This is a genomic window from Cryobacterium breve, from assembly GCF_027594785.1.
Classification (GTDB): Bacteria; Actinomycetota; Actinomycetes; order Actinomycetales; family Microbacteriaceae; genus Cryobacterium; species Cryobacterium breve_A.
The window spans coordinates 658,668-676,812 of record NZ_CP075584.1 but is presented as its reverse complement, the minus strand read 5'-3'; the positions used below and the strand labels follow the sequence as shown (position 1 = coordinate 676,812).

10 protein-coding genes and 4 pseudogenes are annotated in these 18,145 nt (G+C 67.6%); 8 read left to right on the top strand and 6 right to left on the bottom strand.

Annotated elements, in window-relative coordinates:
- The first annotated feature begins 60 nt into the window (after positions 1-60).
- From acnA to KIV56_RS03250, 5 genes and pseudogenes are all read left to right on the top strand, one after another.
- A pseudogene (gene acnA, locus KIV56_RS03270) lies at positions 61-2,881 on the top strand (aconitate hydratase AcnA).
- 103 nt (positions 2,882-2,984) lie between these two features.
- Positions 2,985-4,940, top strand: a complete 1,956-nt coding sequence (gene dxs / locus KIV56_RS03265; protein WP_281535135.1) for a 1-deoxy-D-xylulose-5-phosphate synthase — start codon at positions 2,985-2,987, stop codon at positions 4,938-4,940.
- Complete coding sequence (locus KIV56_RS03260; protein ID WP_281535134.1) at positions 4,937-5,839, top strand: NAD-dependent epimerase/dehydratase family protein; 903 nt, start codon at positions 4,937-4,939, stop codon at positions 5,837-5,839. Before dxs ends, KIV56_RS03260 begins: the two co-directional genes overlap by 4 nt.
- 115 nt (positions 5,840-5,954) lie before the next feature.
- On the top strand, positions 5,955-6,344 hold the full coding sequence (locus KIV56_RS03255) for a MerR family transcriptional regulator (protein WP_281535133.1): 390 nt from the start codon (positions 5,955-5,957) through the stop codon (positions 6,342-6,344).
- Positions 6,341-7,319: pseudogene (locus tag KIV56_RS03250) on the top strand (aldo/keto reductase). Before KIV56_RS03255 ends, KIV56_RS03250 begins: the two are co-directional and overlap by 4 nt.
- A gap of 92 nt (positions 7,320-7,411) precedes the next feature.
- Here KIV56_RS03250 and KIV56_RS03245 read toward each other — a convergent pair.
- The 4 genes and pseudogenes from KIV56_RS03245 to KIV56_RS03230 form a co-directional block, all read right to left on the bottom strand.
- The gene (locus KIV56_RS03245) at positions 7,412-9,565 is read right to left on the bottom strand and encodes a 3-hydroxyacyl-CoA dehydrogenase NAD-binding domain-containing protein (protein WP_281535132.1); all 2,154 of its coding nucleotides are present in this window, start codon (positions 9,563-9,565) and stop codon (positions 7,412-7,414) included.
- Between the two features lie 3 nt (positions 9,566-9,568).
- Positions 9,569-10,769, bottom strand: a pseudogene (locus KIV56_RS03240) (thiolase family protein).
- Between the two features lie 77 nt (positions 10,770-10,846).
- Positions 10,847-12,043 carry an HRDC domain-containing protein gene (locus tag KIV56_RS03235; protein ID WP_281535131.1) on the bottom strand — a complete coding sequence of 399 codons (1,197 nt, stop codon included), beginning with the start codon at positions 12,041-12,043 and terminating at the stop codon, positions 10,847-10,849.
- Positions 12,036-12,605, bottom strand: a pseudogene (locus tag KIV56_RS03230) (DUF3000 domain-containing protein); the annotation flags it as partial. The gene KIV56_RS03235 and the pseudogene KIV56_RS03230, both read right to left, overlap by 8 nt.
- Before the next feature lie 83 nt (positions 12,606-12,688).
- Between KIV56_RS03230 and KIV56_RS03225 the strand changes: the two are divergent.
- Positions 12,689-13,918 carry an alpha/beta hydrolase family protein gene (locus KIV56_RS03225; RefSeq protein ID WP_281535130.1) on the top strand — a complete coding sequence of 410 codons (1,230 nt, stop codon included), beginning with the start codon at positions 12,689-12,691 and terminating at the stop codon, positions 13,916-13,918.
- Positions 13,919-13,924: 6 nt separating this feature from the next.
- On the opposite strand, the gene KIV56_RS03220 is transcribed toward KIV56_RS03225, so the two are convergent.
- Both KIV56_RS03220 and KIV56_RS03215 read right to left on the bottom strand, forming a co-directional pair.
- Positions 13,925-14,359 carry a SufE family protein gene (locus KIV56_RS03220; RefSeq protein WP_281535129.1) on the bottom strand — a complete coding sequence of 145 codons (435 nt, stop codon included), beginning with the start codon at positions 14,357-14,359 and terminating at the stop codon, positions 13,925-13,927.
- Positions 14,360-14,379: 20 nt separating this feature from the next.
- Entirely contained in the window at positions 14,380-15,282 is a 903-nt protein-coding gene (locus tag KIV56_RS03215) for a sulfurtransferase (protein WP_281535128.1), read from the bottom strand.
- 186 nt (positions 15,283-15,468) lie between these two features.
- Here KIV56_RS03215 and zapE point away from each other — a divergent pair, with 186 nt between their 5' ends.
- Positions 15,469-16,527: a cell division protein ZapE gene (gene zapE, locus KIV56_RS03210; protein WP_281535127.1), complete on the top strand. Its 1,059-nt coding sequence runs from the start codon at positions 15,469-15,471 to the stop codon at positions 16,525-16,527.
- 290 nt (positions 16,528-16,817) lie between these two features.
- Positions 16,818-18,083, top strand: coding sequence for an ammonium transporter (locus tag KIV56_RS03205; protein WP_134532035.1), 1,266 nt, complete (start codon positions 16,818-16,820; stop codon positions 18,081-18,083).
- Positions 18,084-18,145: the final 62 nt, after the last annotated feature.

The following is an 18,145-nucleotide window of genomic DNA, read 5'->3' as shown; positions in this document are numbered from 1 at the left end:
TTCGTCAGGATTGGGGACTGCGGACGGATTCCCGTCAGTTTCCACAAAGGAGAGGGCATCGTGTCTGCGTTAAACAGTTTTGGAGCCAAGGACACCCTCCGCGTCGGAGCGACAGACTATGAGGTCTTTCGCCTGGACTCGGTGCAGGGTTACGAATTGCTGCCGTTCAGTCTCAAGGTGCTGCTGGAGAACCTCCTCCGCACCGAAGACGGCGCAAACATCACGGCCGATCACATCCGCGCCCTCGGCGCCTGGGTTCCCACGAGCGAACCGGACACCGAGATCCAGTTCACGCCCGCCCGCGTGATCATGCAGGACTTCACGGGCGTGCCCTGCATCGTCGATCTCGCCACGATGCGCGAGGCCGTCGCGGAGCCTCGGCGGCGACCCGAACAAGATCAACCCGCTCGCCCCCGCCGAACTCGTCATCGACCACTCGGTCATCGCCGACCTCTTCGGCAGCGAGAACGCCCTCGAGCGCAACGTCGAGATCGAATACGAGCGCAACGGCGAGCGGTACCAGTTCCTCCGCTGGGGCCAGACCGCCTTCGACGACTTCAAGGTCGTCCCGCCGGGAACCGGCATCGTGCACCAGGTCAACATCGAATACCTCGCCCGCGTCACGATGACCCGTGTCGTCGACGGCGTGCTGCAGGCCTACCCGGACACCTGCGTGGGCACCGACTCGCACACGACCATGGTCAACGGCCTCGGCGTGCTCGGCTGGGGCGTCGGCGGCATCGAGGCCGAGGCGGCCATGCTCGGCCAGCCCGTCTCCATGCTCATCCCCAAGGTCGTCGGCTTCAAGCTCACCGGCTCCATCCCCACCGGCGTCACCGCTACGGATGTCGTCCTCACCATTACCCAGATGCTCCGCAAGCACGGCGTGGTCGGCAAGTTCGTCGAATTCTACGGGGAGGGCGTCGCGGAGGTTCCCCTCGCCAACCGGGCGACCATCGGCAACATGAGCCCCGAGTTCGGGTCGACCGCCGCCATGTTCCCGATCGACGACGTCACCCTCGGCTACCTGCGCCTCACCGGCCGCAGCGAGGAACAGGTCGCCCTCGTCGAGGCATACGCGAAGCTGCAGGGCCTCTGGCACGACCCGGCCCGCGAGCCCGTCTTCAGCGAGTACCTCGAGATCGACCTCGGCACCGTCGTGCCCTCGATCGCCGGCCCCAAGCGTCCGCAGGACCGGGTCGAGCTCAGCCGCGCCAAGGACCAGTTCGAGACCGACCTCCAGAGCTACGCGACGCATGACCTGTCCCAGGTCGATGCCGCCGTTGAGGCGACCTTCCCCGCCTCAGACCCGATCGGGTTCACCGCCCAGGACGAGAGCAGCGCCCACGCGATCTCGCACACCCACGTGAGCCACCCGCCCCGGACCATCTCCTCGCCGGTCGCGATCGAGACAGCTGCGGGGGCGAGCTACACCCTCGACCACGGGGCCGTCGCCGTCGCCGCGATCACCTCGTGCACGAACACGTCCAACCCGAGCGTCATGCTCGCGGCCGGGCTCCTCGCCCGCAACGCCGTCAAGAAGGGCCTCACGAGCAAGCCGTGGGTCAAGACCACCCTCGCACCGGGCTCCAAGGTCGTCACGGACTACTACGAGAAGGCCGGCCTCACCGGTGACCTCGAAGCCCTCGGGTTCTACACCGTCGGCTACGGCTGCACCGTGTGCATCGGCAACACCGGCCCGCTCATCGACGAGGTGTCCGCTGCGATCAACGAGAACGACCTCGCCGTCACGGCCGTGCTCTCGGGCAACCGCAACTTCGAGGGCCGCATCAGCCCCGACGTCAAGATGAACTACCTCGCGAGCCCCCCGCTCGTGATCGCATACGCCCTCGCCGGGTCGATGAACTTCGACTTCGAGACGGATGCTCTCGGTGACGACACCGAGGGCAACCCGGTGTACCTCAGGGACATCTGGCCGGACTCCGCGGAGGTGCAGTCGACGATCGACAGCTCGATCGACACCGGGATGTTCACGAAGGAATACGGCGCCGTCTTCGAGGGCGACGAGCGCTGGCGCTCCCTGCCGACACCCGACAGCGAGGTCTTCGAGTGGGACAGCGAGTCCACCTACGTGCGGAAGCCCCCGTACTTCGACGGCATGACGCTCGAGACCACACCGGTGAGCGACATCGTCGCCGCCCGGGTGCTGGCAAAGCTCGGAGACTCCGTCACGACCGACCACATCAGCCCGGCAGGCAACATCAAGGCGGACAGCCCCGCAGGCGCCTACCTCGTCGAGCACGGCGTCGCCCGCGGCGACTTCAACTCCTACGGATCGCGCCGGGGAAACCACGAGGTCATGATCCGCGGCACCTTCGCCAACATCCGGCTGCGCAACCAGCTCCTGGACGACGTCGAGGGCGGCTACACCCGCGACTTCACGATCGAGGGCGCCCCGCAGTCGTTCATCTACGACGCGAGCCAGAACTACCAGGCCGCCGGTATCCCGCTCGTGATCTTCGGAGGCAAGGAGTACGGCTCCGGGTCCTCACGCGACTGGGCGGCCAAGGGAACCAGCCTCCTCGGCGTCAAGGCGGTCATCACCGAGAGCTTCGAGCGGATCCACCGCTCGAACCTGATCGGAATGGGCGTCGTGCCCCTGCAGTTCCCTGCCGGCGAGAGCTGGGCGTCCCTGGGACTGGACGGCACGGAGATCGTCTCGATCGCCGGACTGACGGAACTCAACGCCGGCGTCACCCCGAAGACGGTGCACGTGACCGCGTCCCCGAGTGAGAACTCGGCAGCGGGCAAGGCGACCATCGAATTCGACGCCGTTGTCCGGATCGACACGCCCGGCGAGGCCGACTACTACCGGAATGGCGGCATCCTGCAGTACGTTCTTCGATCACTGGTCGCGTAACCGTCACGGTTATCGTTCGGGACCGGCGCGTAGACTCAACTCCTGTTGACGCTACGCGCCGGTTCCTTTCTACCCGCGACGTCGTACTCGAAAGGTGTTACCGATGAGCCTGCTGAAGACCATCACGGGTCCACGTGACCTCGACCGCCTCTCGCGGGGCGAACTCGTCCTGCTCGCAGCGGAGATCCGCGGCTTCCTGGTCAGCGAAGTCTCCAAGACCGGCGGGCACCTCGGGCCTAACCTCGGCGTCGTCGAGATGACCATCGCCATCCACCGGATCTTCGAGTCCCCGCGCGACGCGATCGTCTTCGACACCGGGCACCAGTCGTACGTGCACAAGCTCCTGACCGGTCGTCAGGACTTCAGCGGACTCCGCCAGCAGGACGGCCTCGCCGGGTACCCCCAGCGCTCCGAGTCTGTGCACGACATCGTCGAGAGCTCGCACGCCTCGAGCTCGCTGTCCTGGGCGGACGGGATCTCCCGGGCGTTCGAGATGACCGGGCAGAGCGACAGGCACGTGATCGCGGTGGTCGGAGACGGCGCGCTCACGGGCGGCATGACCTGGGAAGCGCTCAACAACATCAGCGACGACAACACGCGCCGCCTGATCATCGTGGTGAACGACAACGGCCGCTCCTATGCGCCGACGATCGGCGGCATGGCACGGTTCCTCAACACGGTGCGCACCCGCAGCAGCTACCACGCGGCGTACCTGAGCAGCCGTCGCGCCTTCGACAACATGGGAGCACCGGCCCGGGCGTTCTTCCGTGGCGTACGCGGCGGCCTGCACGGCTTCCTCGCGCGGTTCTCCAACAATGAGGCGCTCTACTCGAACCTCGACATCAAGTACATCGGCCCGGTCGACGGGCACGACATGGAAGCGATGCTCGAAGCCCTCCAACAGGCCAAGAACTACGGCGCGCCGGTGATCGTCCACACGATCACCCAGAAGGGCAAGGGCTACGACCCCGCCATGCAGGACACCGCCGACCAGTTCCACGCGGTCGGGCAGATCGACCCGGAGACCGGGGAGTCGACGGAGACCCCCGGCGCGCCGTCGTGGACGTCGGTGTTCTCCGACGAGCTCCTGAACCTCGCGACCGGGAATCCGCGGATCGTCGGGATCACCGCGGCCATGCTGCGCCCGACCGGGCTGCACCGGATGGCGGAACGCTTCCCGAACCGGGTGCACGACGTCGGCATCGCCGAACAGCACGCCGTGGCGAGCGCGGCGGGCCTCGCGTTCGGCGGGCTGCACCCCGTCGTCGCCCTGTACGCGACCTTCATCAACCGTGCCTTCGACCAGGTCCTGATGGACGTCGCACTGCACAAGGCCGGGGTGACCTTCGTCCTCGACCGGGCAGGTGTGACGGGCCCGGACGGGCCGAGCCACCACGGCATCTGGGACCTCGCGATCCTGCAGGTCGTTCCCGGCATCCGCCTCGCCGCCCCGCGCGACTCGACCAGGCTCCGCGAGGAGCTCGGCGAGGCCATCGCCGTCGAGGACGCACCGACCGTGCTGCGTTTCCCGAAGGGCAGCACCGGGGTCGAGTTCGACGCCGTGGCGCGCCTCGACGACGGCGTCGACGTTCTGCTCGAATCGGCACAGAAGGACGTGCTCATCGTCACGGTCGGCCCGATGGCTGCCATGGGCCTCGACGTCGCCAGGCGCCTGTCTGCCCAGGGGATCGGCGCGACCGTCATCGACCCGCGCTGGGTCGTGCCCGTTCCCCGAAGCCTGATCGGGCTCGCCGCGGAACACCGCCTCGTCGTGAGCATCGAGGACGGAATCCGGGTCGGGGGAATCGGCACGCGCATCCGCCAGGACCTGCGCGAGGCCGGCGTCGACACGGCCGTCACCGAACTCGGGCTGCCCGACGAATTCCTCGCCCACGGCACCCGCGCCGAGATCCTCGAACGGGTCGGCCTCACGCCGCAGCACATCGCGCGCGACGTCGTGGCGATGGTGCTCGGAAGCAAGCTTCCGCACGCGCGGCCGCTGCCTGCCGATCGGACGGACACGGGATCGATCACGATGCGCGGCGGCCGCGCGGAGTGACAGTCCTGATCGCCGGCTGCGGCGACCTCGGCACCGAGGTCGGGCTGCGCCTCGTGTCCCTCGGTCACCGCGTGGTCGGGCTGCGCAGGTCGCCGGGGGTCCTCCCCGCCGCGATCGAGGGCCAGGCCGTCGATCTCACCCGTGAACGGCCCGCTGTCCCTGCCGACACGGACATCGTGATCGTCGCCATCGCCGCGGCAGGCCCGACAGCGGATGCCTACCGCACCTCGTACGTCGACGGCCTGCGGAATCTCCTTGACGCCCTCGATGCGGCAGGCGTCTCACCGAGCCGCTTCCTGCTCGTGTCCTCGACCGCCGTGTACGGCGTCGACGACGGGAGCTGGATCGACGAGGGAACTCCCGCGCTGCCCTCGTCCGCGACCGGTGCGGTGCTCCTCGAAGCCGAGGACCTGCTGCGCCGCCGGGCCCCCGGTGCCACTGTGCTGCGACTCGCCGGGATCTACGGTCCGGGACGGGAGCGCCTGATCGGCCAGGTCCGCTCGGGGACGGCCTCTGCTGTCGGCTTGTCCAGCCACACCAACCGCATCCATCGGGACGACGCGGCAGCGGCCATCGTCCACCTCGTGACCGGCGACGCCCCGCCCGCGCCGCTCTACCTCGGCGCGGACAGCGTCCCCGCGCGACGTGGGGACGTGCTCGCCTTCCTCGCCGCGGAACTCGGCGTGCCCGATCCGGTCGCGAGCCGCCGGTCGACAGTTGCGGGGGAGTCCGCGGACGATCCGGCACGGCCGATGGGCGGGGCCTCGACCGGACCTCGCGGAGGCGACAAGCGCTGTCGCAACGCCCTCCTGCTCGCCAGCGGGTTCCGCTTCGCCTACCCGAGCTATCGAGAGGGGTACCGGTCCCTGTTGGCCGGCGTCGGCATCCGTCACCCCTGAACCGGGACCGTGCCCGCCGTGGCCTCCCCGCCGCGGGCGCCCGAAACTGCGTGCCTGCTGTGCGAGGACCGTCCCGGCTTGACCTGAACCGCGCTCGAGGTTTTAGGGTTGCACCATGCCCACACCGACAACCCCGCTCTCGATCTCAGAGGTTGCGGACCACACCGGCCTCACCGTCGCGACCCTGCGTTACTACGAACGGGCCGGGCTCATGCTCGCCCCGATCCACCGGGGCAGCTCGACGCACCGCGAATACTCTGCCGAGGACGTGGCGTGGATCGTCTTCCTCACGAAGCTCCGGTCGACGGCACTGCCGATCGCCCGGGTCCGCGACTACGCGGAGCTCGCCAGGCAGGGCGATTCGTCCCGCGCCGACCGCCTCGAACTCCTGCAGCGGCACCGGATCACGGTCGCCGGCCAGCTCGAGTCCATGCGCACGAGCCTCGACGCCATCGACTACAAAATCTCCCTCTACTCAGAATCGGAAAGGCTCTCCCCAGCATGAAGAACATCACTCTCGGCAGCACCGGCCTCATCGTCTCCCGGCTCGGACTCGGCTGCATGGGCATGTCCGCGTTCTATTCCGGAGCCGGAATGGATGAGGCGGAGTCCATCCGCACCATCCACCGGGCGATCGACCTCGGCGTCACGCTCTTCGACACCGCGGAGATCTACGGGCCGTACCTCAATGAGGAACTGCTCGGAAAAGCACTGGCCGACCGGCGCGACCAGGTCGTTGTCGCGACCAAGTTCGGCACCATCCTGCACCGCGGCGACGGCGGGCGCGGCCTCGACGGCAGCCCGGAGAACGTGCGCCTTTCGGTGCATGGCTCGCTCGCCCGGCTCGGCACCGACCGGATCGACCTCTACTACCAGCACCGGATGGACCCGGGCGTCCCGGTCGAGGAGACCGTCGGCGCCCTCGCCGAACTCATCGAAGAGGGCGTCATCGGCCACTACGGGCTCTCGGAGGCCGCACCGGACACCATCCGCCGCGCACACGCCGTGCACCCCGTGACGGCACTGCAGACCGAGTACTCGCTGTGGAGCCGCGACCCGGAGAAGGAGCCTGCTCCCGCTCCTGCGCGAGCTCGGCATCGGCTTCGTGCCGTACTCGCCGCTCGGCCGCGGCTTCCTGACCGGGACCATCCGCTCGCTCGATGAGCTCGACGCGAGCGATTTCCGCCGGTCGAACCCCCGATTCGAGGGCGAGAACCTGGCCGCCAACATCCGCATCGTCGAACAGGTGGATGCCGTCGCCGCCGAACTCGACGCGACCCCGGCCCAGGTGGCGCTCGCCTGGCTGCTGGCCCAGGGTGACGACATCGCGCCGATCCCCGGCACCAAACGGGTCTCCAGGGTCGAGGAGAACGTCGCAGCCGGTGACCTCACCCTCACGGAGGCGCAGCTCGCCACCCTCGGCGCGCTCGACGCCCCCGTCGGCGACCGTTACGCCGACATGTCCCCTGTCAACCGGTAACGTCAGGCGCGTCTCCGCCTGAGTCACGCAAAAAACACCCTCGCCGACTCGACGAGGGTGTTTTTTGCGTAACTCACCGCTGGCAGGGGGCGCTAGAGCGTGACCGGGACCTCCGAGGCGACGCCGCGGATCATCGGCGTGTGGAACGTGCCGCCGAAGACGCGCTCGCTCGCGCCGACCCTGTCGAGGTTGGGGGTTGCCCCGCCCATCTGGAACGGCCAGCCCGCGCCGAGGATCACGCACAGGTCGATGTCCTCCGCAGCGTGAACGACGTCGTCGTCGAGCATCCGCTTGATCTCGTCGGCGAGGCCGTCCTCGATGCGCCGCAGGATCTCCTCGCCCGTCATCGGCGTCGTGCCGCCGGCGACGATCTTCTTCGCGGTCTTGTCGAAGCCCGTGACCTTGCCCTTGCCGTCGCGCTCGAGGATTTTGCCGTGCTCCGCGAGCCTGTGCAGGTTGTCGCTTTCGAAGAACCGGTCCGGGAACGCGGCGTGGTGCGTGTCGAGCACGTGGGCTCCGACCTTGAGCCCGACGAGTTCGAGGAGCTCGAACGGCGTCATCGGCAGTCCGAACGGTGCGATGGCACCGTCGACGACCTCGAAGGGGGTGCCGGTGTCGACGGCGTGCATGGCCTCACCGAGGAGCTTCGCGAGGATCCGGTTGACCACGAAACCGGGGGTGTCGCGCGTGATCACGGCGTTCTTCCGCAGCTTGCCCGCGATCACCATCGCGGTCGAGAGCGTCGTCTCGTTCGTCTGCGGCGTGTTGACGACCTCGATGAGCGGCATCACGGCGACCGGGTTGAAGAAGTGGAAGCCGACGAGACGCTCGGGGTGGGCGAGCTTCGCGCCGATCTTCTCAACGGAGAGCGATGAGGTGTTCGTCGCGAGGATCGCCTCCGGCGACACGTACTTCTCGATCTCGGCGAAGACATCCTGCTTGACTCCGAGTTCTTCGAACACGGCCTCGATGACCCAGTCGGCGTCGGAGAACTGTGACTTGTCCGTCGTTCCCGTCACGAGCGCCCTGAGCCGGTTGCCCTCGTCTGCGGTGATACGGCCCTTGGACTGCAGGGTCGCGATCTCGCCGTGGATGTATGCGACACCCTTGTCGACCCGGGCCTGGTCGAGGTCCGTGATGACGACGGGCACCTGCAGGCGGCGAACGAACAGGAGCGCGAACTGGCTCGCCATCAGGCCGGCACCGATGACGCCGACCTTCGTGATCGGGCGGGCGAGCTTCTTGTCCGGAGAACCGGCCGGGCGCTTGGCCCGCTTCTGCACCAGGTTGAACGCATAGATGCTGGCCTGGAGCTGGTCGCCGGCGATGAGAGCCGCGAGGGAGTCGTCCTCCCGTTCGAAGCCCTCCTCGCGTGTCCCGCTCTTGGCGGCCTTGAGCAGGTCGAGTGCGATGTACGGCGAGAGCGCGACAGAGCCGATCCTGGTCTCGAGCATCCGCCTGGCGATGCCGATCGCGGCGTCCCACTTCACCAGACGCTCGATCTTGCCCGGCTTGTTCGGTCGTGCGACCGTCGTCGTGCCGGCGATGACGCCGTCGGCCCAGGCGATGGAGTGCTCGAGGAACGCGGCAGATCCGAAGAGCACGTCGGCGATGCCGAGTTCGACGGTGTCAGGTGCCTTGAGCACGCGGTTCTTGAGCGGGTTCGAGATGATCACCGTGAGGGCGTTCTCGATGCCGATCAGGTTCGGCAGCAGGTAGGAGCCGCCCCAGCCCGGGATGAGCCCGAGGGAGACCTCTGGCAGGGCGACGGCGGCGACGGATGCGTCGACGGTGCGGTAATCGGCGTTCAGGGCGATCTCCAGACCGCCGCCGAGCGCGAGCCCGTTGATGAAGGCGAAGGAGGGCACACCGAGGGTGGAGAGCTTCCCGAGGGCGTGGTGGCCGAGCTGGCCGAGCAGCTTGCCCGTCGCGAGCGACGGAATCTCGCTGACCTTGCCGAGGTCGGCGCCTGCGGCCAGGATGAACGGCTTGCCGGTCACCGCGACGCCGTGGATCTCCCCGCGCGAAGCGCGCTCGGCGAGGCCGTCGAGGGTCGCCGCGAACTCGAGAAGGGTGACCGGACCGAGGGTGTTCGGCCGGGTGTGGTCCCTGCCGTTGTCGAGGGTGACCAGGGCGAGGGTGCGCGCCCCGGACAGGGGAACGTCGCGCACGAAGGAATGCGTGACGACCTCGTCTCCGGAGAGAGCGACGAGTTCGGAGAAGTCGAGTGCGGAGTAGTCGGTCATCGCTTACTTTGCCTTCCGATTGAAGTGCGGGTTTTCCCAGATGACGGTGCCGCCCTGGCCGAGGCCGATGCACATGGCGGTCAGACCGTAGCGCACCTCAGGGTGCTCCACGAACTGGCGGGCGAGTTGGTTCATCAGGCGAACGCCAGAGGAAGCGAGGGGATGCCCGATCGCGATGGCGCCGCCGTACTCGTTCACCCGGGGGTCGTCGTCGTCGATGCCGAAGTGGTCGAGGAACGAGATGACCTGGACCGCGAACGCCTCATTGAGCCTCGAAGAGCCCGATGTCGGTGATGCTGAGGCCCGCCTTGCGGAGCGCCTTCTCGGTGGACGGCACCGGTCCGAGGCCCATGACCTCTGGTTCGACGCCGGCGAAGGCGAAGCTCACGAGCTTCATCTTGACGCCGAGACCGAGTTCCTTGGCGGCTGCGCCGCTCGCGAGCAGGCACGCGCTCGCCCCGTCGTTGAGCCCGGATGCGTTTCCGGCCGTGATCCGGCCGAAGGGACGGAACGGGGTCTTCAGCGTCGCGAGGCCTTCGAGGGTCGTCTCGGGTCGCGGCGCCTCGTCGCGGGTCGCGAGTCCCCAGCCCTGGTCGCTGCGGATGGCCACGGAGACCAGGTCCGGCTGGATCTTGCCTGCCGCGTACGCCGCGGCGACCTTCTGCTGGCTGCGCAGCGCGTACCGGTCCGACCTGTCCTTGGTGTATTCGGGGAAGCGGTCGTGGATTCGCTCTGCGGTCGACCCCATGTTGAGGGCGTCCTCACTCACGAGCCGCTCGGAGAGGAACCTCGGGTTCGGGTCGACGCCGGAGCCCATCGGGTGCCGCCCCATGTGCTCGACGCCGCCGGCGATGGCGAGGTCATAGGCGCCGAAGCCGATTGCGGCGCCGACCGTGGTCACGGCGGTCATCGCTCCGGCGCACATCCGGTCGATCGCGTATCCGGGCACCGATTTCGGCAGCCCGGCCAGGAGGGCCGCGGTGCGACCGAGGGTCAGCCCCTGGTCTCCCGACTGCGTCGTCGCGGCGATCGCGACCTCGTCGATGCGTTCTCCGGGAACCTCCGGGTTCCGTTCCAGCAGGCCGATCATGGCTTTCACCACGAGATCATCCGCCCGGGTGTTCCAGTACATGCCCTTTTCGCCGGCGCGTCCGAACGGGGTGCGAACCCCATCCACAAACACGACTTCTGCTCTTTCGGCCACGGTGCCTCCATCAATCAGATCAGGTGTCGGTTGATCCTAGGGTGGCACGATTGTCGGGTCGAATCCTTGGACGGATCCTACGAATCGACCTCGACGGACACGGCGATGTTTTGGTTGGCTTCCACAAAGGCATCCGCGATCTGTTGTGCAGTCAGGTCAATCTGCCAGTCGCGGGCGCCGAGGGCGACGAGGGCTTCGCTCACGGACTCCACGTCGATCGGCTCCGGTGGAGTCCAGGCGATCCGGCGCACGAAGTCCGGCGTGACGAGGTTCTCGATCGGGATCGCGAAGGCCTCGGAGATCCGGCCGAGAGCGAGCCTCGCGGCCTTGTACCGCAGGTCGGCCTCGGGGTTCCGGTCGGACCACGCCCGGGGAGGAGGGAGTGCATCGCCGGTCCCGCGCAGCGAAGGAAGGTCCGTCGCTTGGACGCCGTCCTGGATCGCGGTCCACCAGCGGTCGAGTTCGCTGCGGCTCGCCCGTCCACTGAACTCGCGAAGGTCGGCAAGCGCCTGCCTGCTGGCCGGCAATACCCGTGCGGCCGCGACGAGGGATGCGTCGGGCACGAGGCGCCCCGGCGACACGTCGAGGTGCCTGGCGAGGTCGTCGCGCGCGAGCCAGAGGGCCCTCGCCACGGCGAGGTTGCGCTGGGAACGGATCGAATGCACCCCAGACAGCCTTCGCCACGGCTCTGCACTGACCGGCTTGGGTTCGTGGTCGAGCGTCGCCTGGAATTCCTGGGCGGCGATCTGGGTCTTCTCATCGGCGGCGAGCATCTCGACCATGCGGTCGCGCAGGTCGGGGAGGAGTTCGACATCAAGGGCGCCGTAGACGAGCCAGCTCTCGGGGAGAGGCCTGGTCGACCAGTTCGCCGCGGAATGCTCCTTCGCGAGATGGATGCCGAGGAGTTCCTCGACGACCGTGCCGAGGCCGACCCTCGGCAGCCCGAGGAGGCGTGCGGCCAGTTCGGTGTCGAAGATGAGGTGCGGGTCGAGGCCGACCTCCCTGAGGCAGGCGAGATCCTGGCTCGCGGCGTGGAAGATCCATTCGTCCCCGGCGATCGCCGCGTTGAGTTCGGAGAAGTCCCCGATCGCCGGCGGATCGAACAGGAAGGTGCCCGCTCCGCGCCGGTACATCTGGATCAGGTACGCGCGCTGCGAGTATGTGAAACCGGATGCACGTTCGGCGTCGATGCCGATCGGTCCCGTTCCCGCGCTGATGGCCGCGGTAGCCGCCAGATAGGCGTCCCGCGTATCGATCACGTGGTGATCAACCACGACCGGTTCGGCGTGCGGACAACATGCTGACTCCTTCGCCAATGGGGGGAAGACCTGCGAGCATGCAGATCAATTCGCCCCAGCCTTCGACGTGAGCGGTGAGATTGTGGTCCACAGGTGTCCACGAAGCACGCAGCTCTATCTGCGCACCGTCGCCTTGCTTCGCGAGTTCGCCGAAGCCCGACGAAATAATCTTAGTCGCGGTTCCGGATGCCGCGGTGTATCGGGCTCCGTGGGAGTCGAGGGCATCGATCAGCCAGGCCCAGGCGACCTCGGCGAGGAACGGGTCGACACCGATCTCCGTTTCGAGGGGAGCCTGCGCGAAGCAGACCACCCGGAATGCCCCGCCCCAGGCCTCCGGTTCATCGGGGTCGTACAACAGGATGAAACGTCCGGTGCCCAGTTCGGAGTTGCCTCCGTGGCGTGAGGGGGCCACATCCGCGGAGAGGGCGACGGCGTGCGGGGCGAGCTTCCCGGGAGCCGGGATTTCACTGAGGACGAGGTCGGTGCGGGTGTGCGCTCTGCGGATGGCCGCGAGCGCAGCGGCGAACTCCGGGGGAGTGGTTCTTGTGTTTCGGGCACGTCTGCAGACTAGAGTTTTTTCCGGGCGGGTCGGTGAGGCACGCCGGGCAGCCGGAGGTACGCGTGCGGGAAAAATCGAGGTCAGGGACGCCGGGCGGACTGGTCGTCGCAGTCACCGCTCTCCTGGTTTCCGGTGCGGCCACGGTCGTGGTCGCGGGAGTGAGTGTGCTGGCCGCTGTGATGGCGCGCCGCATCGTGACCCCTGCCGTGACACGCTCGGACGACACCGATGTTCTCGGCGTCGACCTCGAGGCCTCGACGATCACGCTCGCGGTGACTCCGGACTCGGTCCTGCCCGGTGACTACAGTTTCTGGTTCGAGCGCGAGTCCGGGCACGCCCGGCTCGGTGAGATCCTCCGCGTGACGAAGACGGCCGTCACCCGCCGGATCGACCGCGTCGACTACGGGGACCTCAGTGAGGCCCGCCGGGGCCGCCTCGGCGGGTATTCCTACCTGGGTCCCTGGGATCTCGGTCTTCCGTTCGAGCAGGTCCAGGTGCAGACGGAGCTCGGTCCGGCTCCGGCCTGGCTGCTCCCCGCCGAGCGGCCGGACGGTCGCTGGGTGATCCAGGTGCACGGGCGCGGGGTGCGGCGGCAGGAGACCCTGCGGGCAGTCCCGGTGTTCCACGACAGCGGATACACCTGCCTCCTCGTCTCGTACCGCAACGACGGCGATGCACCGGAAAGCGGCGACGGACGATACGGGCTCGGGGACACCGAATGGCACGATATCGATGCGGCGGTCGGTTTCGCCGCCGGGCGGGGCGCGACGAGCGTCGTGCTAATGGGATGGTCGATGGGCGGCGCGATCGTGCTGCAGACCGCGACCCGCACGGCATTCCCGCAGCTCGTGTCCGGCATCGTGCTCGATTCGCCCGTGATCGACTGGGCGGATGTCGTCGCGTACCAGGGCAGCACGCTTCGCCTGCCCGGCCTCGTGGCCACGGGGGCCATGCAGGTCCTCGGTCGGCGGTGGGGCGGTCGTCTCACCGGCCAGTCGAGTCCGATCGACTTCCGCAGGCTCGACTTCGTGACCCGCGCGGACGACCTCGAACTCCCCGTGCTCCTGATGCACAGCGACGACGACGGTTACGTGCCGTCGAGCCCGTCGCGTGCCCTCGCCGTGCGCCGCCCAGACATCGTGACCTTTCTCCCGTTCACCGTCGCCCGGCACACCAAGCTCTGGAACTACGACAGGGAAGGCTGGAACGCGGCGATCGAGACGTGGCTCGGCGAGCTCCGAGCCGGGGCGGAACCGGCCGAGCCTGATGATCCGGCCCATCCGGCCGGATAGCGGGGCTCAGGGACGCTCGCGCAGCCTGCGCTTGGTGCGGGCGAGCATCGCGGACATGCCACGGATACGCAGCGGCGACACCGCCTGGGTGAGGCCGATGGTCTGCGGGTAGTCATCCGGAACGTCGAGCACCTCGGCGACCGACAGGCCGTCAAGCCCCTGCGCGAGGATCGAGGCGAATCCCCGCGTCGTCGGGGACTCCCGGGGCGCCGTCGCGTGCAGGTGCACGGCGTCCTGGTCGTCGACGTCGACGAAGATGAAAACGGGGGACTGGCACTCGACGACGCGTTCGAGCAGGTCAGGGTGGTCACGGTACCGGCTCGGAAGCTCGGGGAGCTCATCGGCGAACTCGAGCAGCAGGAGCAAACGGTCCTTCTGCTCGAGTTCGAGGAAGTCTTCCTGGATCTCGGCCAGTTTCGCGGGCAGTGCGGTGGTAGTCATCAACAGGTTCCTGTCCTGGTTCAGCGCGGTTCGGGGGCCTCGCCGGCAGCGGGGCCCGTGACGATCGGGACCCGCACGGCGTTGCCCCATTCCGTCCACGAGCCGTCGTAGTTGCGCACATCCTCGAAGCCCAGCAGGTGCGTGAGCACGAACCAGGTGTGGCTCGAGCGCTCTCCGATCCGGCAGTACGCGATCACGGCGTCGTTCTCGCGGAGTCCGGCCTCGCCCCGGTAGATCGCCTCGAGCTCCTCACGGGTCTTGAACGTCGCATCCGCCGCCGCGGCGCGTGCCCAGGGCACGGACGCCGCCGAGGGGATGTGCCCGCCGCGCAGGGCGCCCTCCTCGGGGTATGCGGGCATCGTGGTCCGTTCCCCGGTGTACTCCTCCGGGGAGCGTACGTCGATGAGCGGGTGGCCGAAGTGTGCGAGCACATCCTCCTTGAAGGCGCGGATCGGCGCGTCGTTGCGGGGGACGATGGGGTACTCCTCGGCAGCGACGTCCGTGGCCTCGCGGGTGAGGGCTCCGCCCTCCGCGATCCACTTGTCCCTGCCGCCGTCGAGCAGGCGCACGTCGGGGTGCCCGTAGAGACTGAACACCCAGAGCGCGTACGCGGCCCACCAGTTGTTCTTGTCGCCATAGATCACGACGGTGGAATCGCGCGTGATGCCCTTTGAACCCAGGACGGCCGCGAAGGCCGCGCTGTCGACGAAGTCGCGCTGCACCTGGTCGTTGAGTTCCGTGTGCCAGTCGATCTTGACGGCGCCGGGGATGTGGCCGCTCTCGTAGAGAAGCACGTCCTCGTCGGACTCGAGGACAATGAGTCCGGCATCGTGCTGGTGTTCGCGCAGCCAGGCCGTGCTGACGAGCCGTTCGGGATGGGCGTATGCGGCGAACTTGGCGTCCGGATCGAGATCGACGGGCATGGGAACCTCCAGTGGGGCCGGGCTGTGCCCCGGGATCATTTGAGCGCGGTTTAGGCTGGTCTTCCGGCCCGCGCTTCGAATGTACGCGGTCCGGCCGGGTCGCGCATTCGTGGTGAAATACTTCAACACGAATGTCCGAAAAGCAGTCCCCATGGCCAACCGAGACAGAAACACGGGTATTCCACGATGGTTCCAGAGGCGCCCCGGGCTCCCAGTCGGCTGCACCGACTGGCGGAACGTTCTCCCGAGATCACGGGGGCCGAAATCGTCGCCGAGCTCGTGCCGCCTCCCCAGTTCGAGCACGCCTCATTCGAGTCGTACCGGCCCGATGTGAACTTCCCCTCCCAGCTCGAGGCCGTCGACCGGCTCACGGCCTTCGCCGAGGCCTGGCGGCCGCAGCGGCCAGGCGGATTCTTCTCGCGTACCCGTAAGGCTCCTGCGCAACTCCCGGGGATCTACCTGGACGGCGGGTTCGGCGTCGGGAAGACCCACCTCCTGGCCGCACTGTGGCACTCCGCGCCAGGGCCCAAGTACTTCGGTACCTTCATCGAATACACCGCACTCGTCGGGGCGCTCGGCTATGCTGCTGCGGTCAGGCAGCTCTCCGGGGCGAAGCTCATCTGCATCGACGAGTTCGAACTCGACGACCCGGGCGACACCATGCTGATGACCCGTCTGCTCGGCGAACTCGTCGCCTCGGGCACCCGCGTCGCCGCGACCTCCAACACGCCGCCGAATTCGCTCGGCGAGGGCCGGTTCGCGGCCATCGATTTCCTCCGTGAGATCCGCGCCATGTCCGCGAACTTCGACATCCTCCGCATCGACGGGCTCGACTATCGTCGGCGCGACATCGAGGGCCACTCCGTCGCCGTCGATGGGCCGGAACTCGACCGCCTCGTCGCGGCCCTCGTCGCGAGAGGAGCGAACGTCACGGAAGACGACTTCGGTTCCCTGATCCGTCACCTCAGCACGGTGCATCCGTCGAAGTACATCAAGCTGATCGCCGGCATCGAGGTCATCGCCCTGACCGACAGCTACCTGCTGACCGATCAGACGGATGCCCTGCGCCTGGTTGCCTTCATCGATCGCGTCTACGACGCCGAAATCCCGATCGTCGCGAGCGGGCTGCCCCTCGCCGAGGTCTTCGACGAGGAGATGCTCGCGGGCGGCTACCGGAAGAAGTACCAGCGCTCCCAGTCGCGGTTGGTCGCACTGACGACGGGTGAGCTCCCCCCGCACGACTGAATCCGGGATCTTTCGCGGCCGAATACCGCTCTGACGGGCCTGTTCGCGGGCGCGGACCGGGTGAATCGGCGTCTGGGTCAAGCCCCGAAACGCGCGGTCGGGGGATACCGGGCGTTAGGAAACACGATGTTAACACCTCCAACAATCGCGTAACCCAGTCGAAACATCCCTGAGCGTGTGCGGAAACGTGTGCACTCCACACTGTGTCTGTACCTGCCGATACACGCTTCACGCTCACCCTGTGCACGTCGGCGGTCATCCCTGTTAGTTAGAGAGAGGTAACCATATCCATGGTTGAACTGTCGGTCCTGCTGGACGATACGACTGATGCACTTACCACAAACATCAATTCCCTGTGGCTCCTCGTCGCGGCAGCCCTCGTCCTCCTGATGACTCCGGGCGTGGCCTTCTTCTACGGCGGCATGGTCAAGGCGAAGAGCGTCATCTCCATGATGATGATGAGCTTCGGCGCCATGGGCCTGATCGGTGTGCTGTGGGTCCTCTATGGTTACGGACTGTCCTTCGGCCCGCCCCTCATCGGCGGCTGGCTCGGAAACCCGTCAGAGCTGATCGGCCTGAACGGGCTGCTCACGAGCGGCGCCGACGGCGGACCAAACCTGAACGCCCTCGCGTTCGCCGGCTTCCAGGCCACCTTCGCGATCATCACCGTCGCCCTCATCTCCGGCGCGATCGCCGACCGCGCCAAGTTCGGCGCGTGGATGATCTTCGCCGGCGTCTGGGCCACCCTGGTCTACTTCCCGGTCGCGTACTGGGTGTTCAACCTCACCGACGGCTGGGCTCCCTTCCTCCTCAAGGTCAACGACTTCGCCGGCGGCACCGCGGTGCACATCAACGCCGGTGCGGCGGGCCTCGCCCTCGCCCTCGTCCTCGGCAAGCGCGTCGGCTTCAAGAAGGGCATCTCCAAGCCGCACAACGTGCCGCTGACCCTCCTCGGCGCCGCACTGCTGTGGTTCGGCTGGTTCGGCTTCAACGCCGGTTCCGAAGCCGCCGTTGACGGTATCGCCGCCATCGCCTGGATCAACACCCTCGCCGCACCTGCCGCCGGTATCCTCGGCTGGCTGATCGTCGAGAAGATCAAGGACGGCAAGCCGACCATGATCGGTGCAGCATCGGGCGCCGTCGCCGGCCTCGTCGCGATCACTCCCGCATGTAACATCCTCACCCCGATGTGGGGCATGCTCCTCGGGCTCATCGTCGGCGCCGTCTGTGCCGTCGCGATCGACCTGAAGTTCAAGCTCGGCTTCGACGACTCCCTCGACGTCGTGGGCATCCACCTCGTCGGCGGCATCATCGGAACGCTCTACGTCGGCCTCGTCGGCAACAACATCGGCCTCCTCCAGACGGGCAGCTTCAACCAGCTCGGCGTGCAGGCCCTCGCGGCCTTCGGCATCGGCATCTACTCCTTCGTGATGGCATACGCCATCGGCTGGATCATCCAGAAGACGATCGGCTTCCGCATCACGAACGAAGACGAAGTAGCCGGCGTCGACACCATCGTGCACGGCGAAGAGGGCTACGCGCTCGACGCCGTCTAAGAAGTCGCACACGCACATCGCACACGCTTCACCCGATTCCCGTTCTACCCTGCGGCCCAGCG